This is a genomic window from Brunnivagina elsteri CCALA 953 (assembly GCF_002289455.1).
Lineage (GTDB): Bacteria > Cyanobacteriota > Cyanobacteriia > Cyanobacteriales > Nostocaceae > Brunnivagina > Brunnivagina elsteri.
The window spans coordinates 1-8381 of record NZ_NTFS01000298.1; the positions used below are offsets into that span (position 1 = coordinate 1).

Sequence of the window (8381 nt, forward strand, 5' to 3'; positions counted from 1 at the left end):
ATTCTCATATTTACTATATTTTTCAAACATAAATATCTGGTAAACGAAAATAACCCCGACATTAAAAAATCAGGGTTATTAATCTATGTTTCCATTAATTCGACTTCAAAAGAAGCCTAAAGTAGACATTTTTGATGCAATAACTTCAATAGATGTGGTTTCCATTAATTCGACTTCAAAAGAAGCCTAAAGTGCAGTATACTTTGTGTGACTGCACCCGGACTTTCTTTGTTTCCATTAATTCGACTTCAAAAGAAGCCTAAAGAAGTGTTAGTCCTCATGGTATTGGGGCAGAAAGCGTTTCCATTAATTCGACTTCAAAAGAAGCCTAAAGACTGTTCGTGCTGCTCAGATGAAGAGCGAAGGAGTTAGTTTCCATTAATTCGACTTCAAAAGAAGCCTAAAGAAGACAATAGTGCTATCATAAGGAGACTAAGTGAAAAGTTTCCATTAATTCGACTTCAAAAGAAGCCTAAAGCAGTTTCAGTTGTACGTGCAGATGGTGGAGAATATTGTTTCCATTAATTCGACTTCAAAAGAAGCCTAAAGTATTGCTCAAATTGTTCAAAACCATCAGCTTCTATTGTTTCCATTAATTCGACTTCAAAAGAAGCCTAAAGATGTTACAAGAAAGAATTACGCAAGAACAAAATCAGTTTCCATTAATTCGACTTCAAAAGAAGCCTAAAGAAGAACGTGTATTCGCTCTTGACCTATCTGCAATCGCTGTTTCCATTAATTCGACTTCAAAAGAAGCCTAAAGGTGCGGTGGCTGCTGAGATTAAAAATGGAAATTCAGAGTTTCCATTAATTCGACTTCAAAAGAAGCCTAAAGGCTAGGTTAATAAAACCCTTACCCTGAGAGCATCTTACACCCCTACTTTTGCGGGGGTCAAGATTTTTCTCAAATAATTGATATTTCTTATCAAGAATCTACACTTGTAACCGCTTCAAACCCTTGCCCAGAAAGCAATTTGCGGGGGTCAACGATAGAATAGGAGTTCTAGACATTACCTACCCCCCGCAAATTTACATTTCGTTACATTTTCCAAATTACCGGACGATACACCTTCACCTCACCCATCAAACAAGCTAAATATTCTCTAACCTGTAGTTCAATAGCACGACGGTAGGCTACCTTTTGTTCAGTATGAGGATGGGTTAGCTCAGATTGCAATTTTTCCTCCCAATGCTTGAGAAACTTTTTCAGTGCGTGAGTTTGGAAATATACTCCTCCACGTTCGTCAGGTAGGGTAAAATCATCAATTGTGAAAATCTGAGAATTTACCAAATAAGCGACTAAAGAATCAACTAATTGCGCTCTCCACTCTTCCATTAAATCAGAAACAAGGGCTGGATGATTATCACGGGGAACGTGTAAATTCCCAAAATGAGTATGCAATCCGATTGTTTGAACAAAGGAAAAAACATTTTGGCTTAATAAAGTATATCCTAAACTCAACATACTATTAATTGGGTCAGTTGGTGGTCGTTTAGTGCGCTTTTCAAATTTAAATTCTCCAGTAAATAATCTTCCCAACGCTTGAAAGTAAATAGTTGCTGCTTTTCCCTCATAACCCCGTAATGCATCCATACTTTCTGCAAAAAACATCTTATCCATCAAAATATCCAAATCATTGACAGATTTTTGCATAAAATCTTTATCCACTTCTTGAGAATCTCGACGACGATTTAATCTCATTAATAAATTTCGAGAATTATGCAATTTAGCCCAAACAATCGCTTCAGCTTGCTTCCTAGTAAACTCTGAATTTTGACAGCACTCAACCTGCCGCATCAAATATTCGACCTTGGCATCACCTTCTGTTTGTAAACGACCAAAATATCTCCCCTTCTGCGACAAATACATGATGGGAATACGTCGCTTCAAAGCCATGCTCACTGCACCATGAGACGTATTACAACAACCAAATAAAACAATATTACTCACACGCACTACTGGTATTTTTATCTTCAATTCCCCTTGATAAAACACCTGAAATTGCTGATTTTTCACACTTAAATAAGCACCTTGGTCGGTAACGTATAATGTACTCATAAAATCCTGCCAGTAATGTGAAATTGCTGCTCGTGGAAAATTAACAGGTTTATCGATGCTGCAAGCTTTAGGGGGACGAGAAACGGGCTTTTCTGGTTTGGGTTTGCGGCGAAAATAAGGTGTACCGGAATCATTAATTACCCATTCCCCTTGTTGCACAGGTTCTGGTGGAGGTGGTGCAAAAACCTTACCCTTTGCAAATCGATAACCCAAAAAAGTAAACTCATCATCAGGACTAAAAATATCTGTTTTCTCCGCTTTTAGAGTTAAATAAACCCCTCCCAACCATCCAGTAATTTTGTCGAGAACCCGGTTAGCTTCCGCAAAATTACTACAAGCAATGACAAAATCATCACCATACCTCACTAAATTAATTCCCTGATTCAGACATTTCTGGTCAAAATCAGTTAAGTATAAATTAGCCAAAGCACCCGAAAGAGTACCACCTTGTAATAACCCCTTCCCAGCATTTTGATATTGTCCGTTGATGATAATTCCCGACTTGATTTGCTGCTCGATTAACTGCAATATATTAGGTTCAAGTCGTAATTTCTCCAATGCATTCAATAACAAAGCTAAACAGATATTGTCAAAAAATTCGACAATATCAGCCTTAATAATCCATTTAGGTTGATATTGGTAGTACCGATACAAATGCTGTACAGCTTGTTGGATATTCCGTCCAGGACTAAATAACTTAGCAACTTTGTATGCTGCAACCAAACGTCCTGATGACGCTTTATCATATCGCATCCAAGCCAGCGCAATCCACGATAAATTAATTAGTAACGTCTTTGCCTTTAGTTCTGAAAATGACCGTTTAGCCTTTATCGATAAAATTAGAGGCAATTTCGATTTATTTCTATCTCTCATCTATCAATACTTCCCAAATTCCGAAACAGCAACCCAACAAGCATTTGATTTCATCCTCAAACGCAAAGGTTTAACTGCTGCATCCCTCGCTGCTCAAAATCAGGCTTTTTATAGCGATCGCTATCCTCAGCTTACAGGAAAATTTCGCCAACTCAGCGAATTGAATACCCAACTGGTACGCTTAACCTCTTTTGCCAATCAAACTAAAAACATTGCCAATTATCAAAGTAATCTGACTCAACTGCGATCGCAATACGATAACCTCCAAAAACAAATTGCATCCCAAGTACCAGAAATCCAATTATCTACACAAATTCCCAACCGTCACGCAGTCGCATCTGCATTACCAAGTAAATCAGTTTTAATCGAATTTGTCCTTTTCGATGTCTTTGATTTTCAAGCTATCCAAGCAAACGGGGAAACCCAATGGCAATCTCCCCATTATCTAGCTTTTATTTTGCCTGCTGGACAAGCAGATGCAGTACAGATGGTAGATTTAGGGGAAGCAGACACTATTGATAATTTAATTAACTTATTCCGCTTGGAAGCATCCGACGGTGGTGAACAAACATTAGGATGGGCAAAGGTAAAGACTACACCGCAGTTGCAAATCAAACAATATAATCCAGCCGCAGCAGTTGAACTCAGTCAAATAATTTTATCGCCAATCCTTGATTTATTCCCAGACTGCCACCAAATCATATTTGCACCAGATGGTAATTTGAATTTAGTGCCGTTACAAATATTACCAGTTTGTCCAAGCGATCGCTCTTTCCTCATGGACAAATACACGGTGTCATATTTGGGAGTTGGACGAGATATTATCCATTCTCAACATCAACCAACAACAATTGGGGATACACCCATCATAATCGCCGATCCAGACTTTGACTTAGCGATCGCAAACAATAATTTACCAAACTCGCAAAACCCAACAAAACAAGAATTACTCGATACCCTTGATATTAAAATTCTACCCCCTGCTCATGGTACAAGATTACTTGGTGCAAGTGTAGCTAAAAAGCTGAAAAATGCTCGTTTATATACAGGAGCAAAAGCACTTTCCACCTGCTTAACCAATAGCAAATGTCCCAGCATCATGTTGATTGCTACCCACGGTTTATTTATACCCGACTCCCGACAAAGTAATCCGATGATGCGTTCTGCGATCGCATTTGCAGGTGCAAACACAGCACTTCTAGGTGGAAACCTACCAAAACAAGCAGGAAACGGCTTTATTTTTGCTCAAGATATCGCAGGTTTGGATTTGCGAGCAAACGAACTCACCGTATTATCAGCCTGTGATACAGCTAGGGGTGATATTAAAATTGGTGAGGGTGTATTTGGATTGCGTCGTGCATTTGCAACAGCGGGAACCAAAATATTAATTATGAGTTTGTGGGAAGTACCAGGTAGAGCAACTGCATTGTTGATGGAGCAGTTTTTTGAGCATTATCAAAATGGTGTAGCTGCTGTTGAGGCATTACAAAATGCTCAAAATTACATCCGTAATATTACGGTAGAAGAATTGAGAAAATCTGATTTGGGAGTTGAGATTATTAAAGAACTTTTGAGAGTCAGAGAATTACCAACCCAAATAGATGGAAATGAAACCTACAAACCTCTAGAGCATCCATTTTACTGGGGTGGGTGGATCTGTCAGGGGGAAATTACTAAATAAAATACTAACGACGAAGCAACATCATCAAAATCCTAGTGAACGAAGAGGTAAAGAGAGGAGAACACCCCATTTTCCGCTAAAACTTAGAGATGGGTGGTGACAAGCCAAATCTGATTTTATTTAGCTCCCATAACAAGGGTATTGGGCTTTGGACAAAAACAAATAAATTATTGTGATGATTCTGCCAGCCAGCTTTTGAGCGACGGTGCAAGCATACCCATAAGAAACGATTTGTCATAGATGGTGGCGCTTTGCGATCGCCTCTGACGCTGCGCGGAGCGCGATCGCGTAACGACTCTCTTAAAATCGTATCAACATGAGATTCCAAATGCTCTTTAACTTGCATCCCTACAGCAGATGCCAGCAATGGAGGCACCGAATTACCTATTTCCCGATGAGCATGAAGTATTCCCTCACTGAAATTAAACCAGTCAGGGTAACTGTGTAATCTCGCAGCTTCCCTAACGGAAATAACTCGTGGTTCAGAAGGATGAATTGCAATACTGCTCGGTTAAGGAAAATAGGGGTAAAATAAGGAAAAAAGTGTTATCGTTTTATCTACGAGAACACTTTTTACTTCTTCTTTTCGAGACTATCGTATAAATCCACCCAATTTTGTCTAAGAGAATCAATAGTCGAAACCAGAGAGTCAAGTTGAACCCTTCTCTGGACTTGCATAACAGCATTAACGTGTTCAGGACTTCCAGCTTTACACCTGGGTTAGGAAATATTTCCTCAAGATACTTGGCATATTCACCCTTTTCCCAATCGGGTGACACAACTTGAGTGTTTTGTTTAGGAAGTAGGGGAAGTGGTAATAAGTCAATTATTGCATCCCGAACATTATGCTGTGGTAACTGTTGCGATGGAACAATCTCACCAAACTTAGAAGCCACAAAAAACACCCTTTTTCTAGCTTGGGGAACCCCATAATTTGATGCGTTCAGGTTCCACTTGGATAAAAAATAATGCTCTTCCAACATCGCTTGTAAATTAGCAGTAATGCAACCAAATTTTTGATTCTCAATTCCCGGCACATTCTCCATGATTGCCGCTAGAGGATTGAGTTCCAGCACCAGCCGAACAAACTCCCCCACTAACCCATTTCTTTCATCTTCAACGTTTTGTTGTCCAGCAACGCTGAATCCTTGACAGGGAGGACCACCAAAAACTACATGAATCTCCCCATCCCAATCTGGATACTTTGCGTGAATATAGGCGCGTATTTCTTCCCCCGTTACCTCCCGAATGTCTTTGCACAATACCGTCGCATTGGAGAAATTCTGTTGATATGTAGCCAAGGCAATAGGATTGTTATCAATTGCGATCGCAATTTCCAAGCCTGCTGCTTTTAACCCCAAATCAAATCCACCCGCTCCAGAAAATAGACTTACAGCTATCTTTTTCTTTGTTGCTGTTGATTTCATGTTGAAATTGGATACCGCTAAAATTAATGATAACTTTTTGCACAAGCCTCTGCGCTAATTACATTCGCAATTCTGCCTCGCTCTCAAATCTTCTAACAACTTATCCAAACTATGGATGCTGATAGTTCTTTCAATCAATGGACACTCCGCAGTAAAGATTTTGTATACTCCCCCCGATTCCATCTCGTAAAAGTTAACAATCAACCCTTCGTATCTAGCATGATTTAGTTTTTTAATTGGCTCTGGCAGCATCTGACATACAGAGTTTTTTTCCGAGTCTGAGAGCAATTTCCAAGCTTCTTCCTTGACGAGTTGATATTGATACAATCCTCTACGCACTTCCTCATAATCTGAAGCTGTCCGTAATATTTCTGCCAGAATTTCTGCATCTTTAACTGGTGTTTGATTTTTGACTAAGATTTCTGGTTGTGCATCTCTCACTTCTTCAAAATCACCCTCTCGGCAGTCAATATCTGGCTCTTGAGATTCTTCAAGATATTCAGAGCAAGTATATTCTTCTGATTCTTCTGATTCTTCTGATTCTTCTGCATCCCTTTGCCACAGGGTTTCAAATTCTTCTTGTTTAGATTCCCAGTTAATTTTCTTGGCTACAACTCCCAAATCGCTTGTCAAATTTTCTTCCGCAGGCTTTGCTGCAACAAAATCATCAATTTCATCTTGGGTGATTTCAGTTTGCTGTTTCTCATATAAATCAGATATCGCCATTCTGACAATTCGCTGTGGTGACAATCCCATCTGAAGAATGAGCTTCTCGGTAAGTACTCCTGTTTGATGGTCATTTTCGTGAATCTTGCCAAAGGTGTAATATCTACTACCATCGGCTGTAGCTCGCCAATTTCCCTCTTTCTTATCTTTGTTCTGAGATTTGAGAAATGCTCGTCTTTCTTCGATTAACTCCAAAACTTCAGTGCAGTCTAATTTGGAATAATCCTGTAATTCTTCAATTAGGACTTTGTAATTTGGAGAGCATAACCGGATAAGTACTGATACTGGTAAAACAGCCAAGTGTTCTGGACGACTAGTAAATGCTTGGAAATTCTCGGCAATTTTGAGCGATCGCTTTTCTTCTACATTCCCCTTATCCCATCCATATTCCTCCAGCAGTGCCCGATATTCGCGTTTGCTGTGGGTTTGCTTGTATTCGTAGAGCAGGAAAGCAGTGTGCAAATACTCCAAGGTGCTTTGCTCGATATGCACCGTGGGGTTGGAGTTTATTTGATGCTGTTTTTCGTAACTTTCTGTTGCAATAGTTAGTACAGTCATGGTAGATTCTGGGTACTTTTTTATATGATTCTTGGTCTGTGCAAAAGACCAATTTTTCTAATTCGACCAACCAAAATAGCGCTACCTTTGTTGGGGAGATACTATCTCCAACAACTTTTGTAAGAGGTTCAGGCAGCTTTTTTCCATGCGATAGAGGAAGTTGTTTGGGAAATGGCAGCCAAGGCATAAGCCAAGGTGTGTTTGTGGATACGCGGCATTTTGCGAAATGACATATCTTGCCCCCACTTTTGGGCTGAACGAGTACCAACATGGAGAACTTGAGTAAGGGTTTTGATGCAGGTTTTATGGAATTCGCTGTGGGAAACTGCTCGTACTTTTTGCTGTTCAGTTAACCCATTCAGGAGAACTGTTTCCAGGAAAGCCTGAGCTTCAATAAGTGGTGGAGCATAGTCACCTTTATTACGTATATGTTGATATTTATCTCAATGACATAATTGAGGTAAGTATCGTAATGGGTGAAATGTGTCTAACTTCAAAGAAGCAGAAGAAAAAACCGTGAAACTCGTAGTTTTTTTGACTGACGACGAAAGAACGCAATTTAAGGTCGCTTGCGCTCGTAGCAAAACCTCCATGAGCCAAAAAGCAAAAGAACTAATCCTCTCTTGGATCGAAACCGAAGATAATGAATCTTCTTCAGGTAAAACAAAGGGATAGCCGAAATGAGACGAAGATGAATGGCTAGTCGTAGTTTGTAAGCATGATTATTTAAACTACGCTTCCATCTCTTCCTCATGTTCGATAAAGCGACTCTTCGGGTAAAGCACGATCGCACGAGAATGTAAGTAATAATTCGTGAAATTAGTATTGTTTACTACTACTGCCCTGGCGTTTGGTACGGTAATACAATTCTTGTACTACCGAAAGTTCGTCTGTCCCGAAACAAGTATCCCGAATTGTCGGGGGTTTAAGCCTTGGCTTGCCCTAGCATCGAGGATTTGGAAATTGTTTATTTATACAGTTAGACTCCTATGTCAAGAGGAAGAATGGAATTGGCATTGGACTTATAGACTCAAGACTAAAATTCGGCTTTTTCCTA

5 protein-coding genes, 1 pseudogene and 1 CRISPR repeat array are annotated in these 8381 nt (G+C 39.6%); of the genes and pseudogenes, 2 read left to right on the forward strand and 4 right to left on the reverse strand.

What is annotated here, in order from left to right; genetic code table 11:
- Positions 1 to 87 precede the first annotated feature (87 nt).
- Positions 88 to 835: a CRISPR direct-repeat array (repeat unit 35 nt; unit sequence GTTTCCATTAATTCGACTTCAAAAGAAGCCTAAAG).
- Positions 836 to 1039: 204 nt separating this feature from the next.
- Entirely contained in the window at positions 1040 to 2812 is a 1773-nt protein-coding gene (cas1, locus tag CK510_RS21735) for a CRISPR-associated endonuclease Cas1 (protein WP_245912281.1), read from the reverse strand.
- Here cas1 and CK510_RS21740 point away from each other — a divergent pair.
- A complete protein-coding gene (locus CK510_RS21740) occupies positions 2766 to 4613 on the forward strand; it encodes a CHAT domain-containing protein (RefSeq protein WP_245912284.1) in 1848 nt (615 codons plus the stop codon). The genes cas1 and CK510_RS21740 overlap by 47 nt on opposite strands.
- A 76-nt stretch (positions 4614 to 4689) precedes the next feature.
- Here the strand turns inward: CK510_RS21740 and CK510_RS21745 are convergent.
- The 3 genes and pseudogenes from CK510_RS21745 to CK510_RS21755 all read right to left on the reverse strand — a co-directional run.
- Positions 4690 to 5106 (reverse strand): annotated as a pseudogene (locus CK510_RS21745) (DNA cytosine methyltransferase); the annotation flags it as partial.
- 61 nt (positions 5107 to 5167) lie between these two features.
- Positions 5168 to 6040, reverse strand: coding sequence for a DNA cytosine methyltransferase (locus tag CK510_RS21750; protein WP_245912287.1), 873 nt, complete (start codon positions 6038 to 6040; stop codon positions 5168 to 5170).
- A 54-nt stretch (positions 6041 to 6094) separates the two neighbouring features.
- Positions 6095 to 7324 carry an Alr2735 family protein gene (locus CK510_RS21755; RefSeq protein WP_095723684.1) on the reverse strand — a complete coding sequence of 410 codons (1230 nt, stop codon included), beginning with the start codon at positions 7322 to 7324 and terminating at the stop codon, positions 6095 to 6097.
- 483 nt (positions 7325 to 7807) lie between these two features.
- Here CK510_RS21755 and CK510_RS21765 point away from each other — a divergent pair, with 483 nt between their 5' ends.
- Positions 7808 to 7999 (forward strand): plasmid partition protein ParG, encoded by a 192-nt coding sequence (locus tag CK510_RS21765; RefSeq protein WP_095723685.1) that lies wholly within the window; start codon positions 7808 to 7810, stop codon positions 7997 to 7999.
- Positions 8000 to 8381 lie beyond the last annotated feature (382 nt).

Coding starts and splice junctions, on each gene's coding strand:
- cas1 (WP_245912281.1), bottom strand. CDS start 2,812: ATGCGATATGATAAAGCGTCATCAGGACGTTTGGTTGCAGCATACAAA.
- CK510_RS21750 (WP_245912287.1), bottom strand. CDS start 6,040: ATGAAATCAACAGCAACAAAGAAAAAGATAGCTGTAAGTCTATTTTCT.
- CK510_RS21755 (WP_095723684.1), bottom strand. CDS start 7,324: ATGACTGTACTAACTATTGCAACAGAAAGTTACGAAAAACAGCATCAA.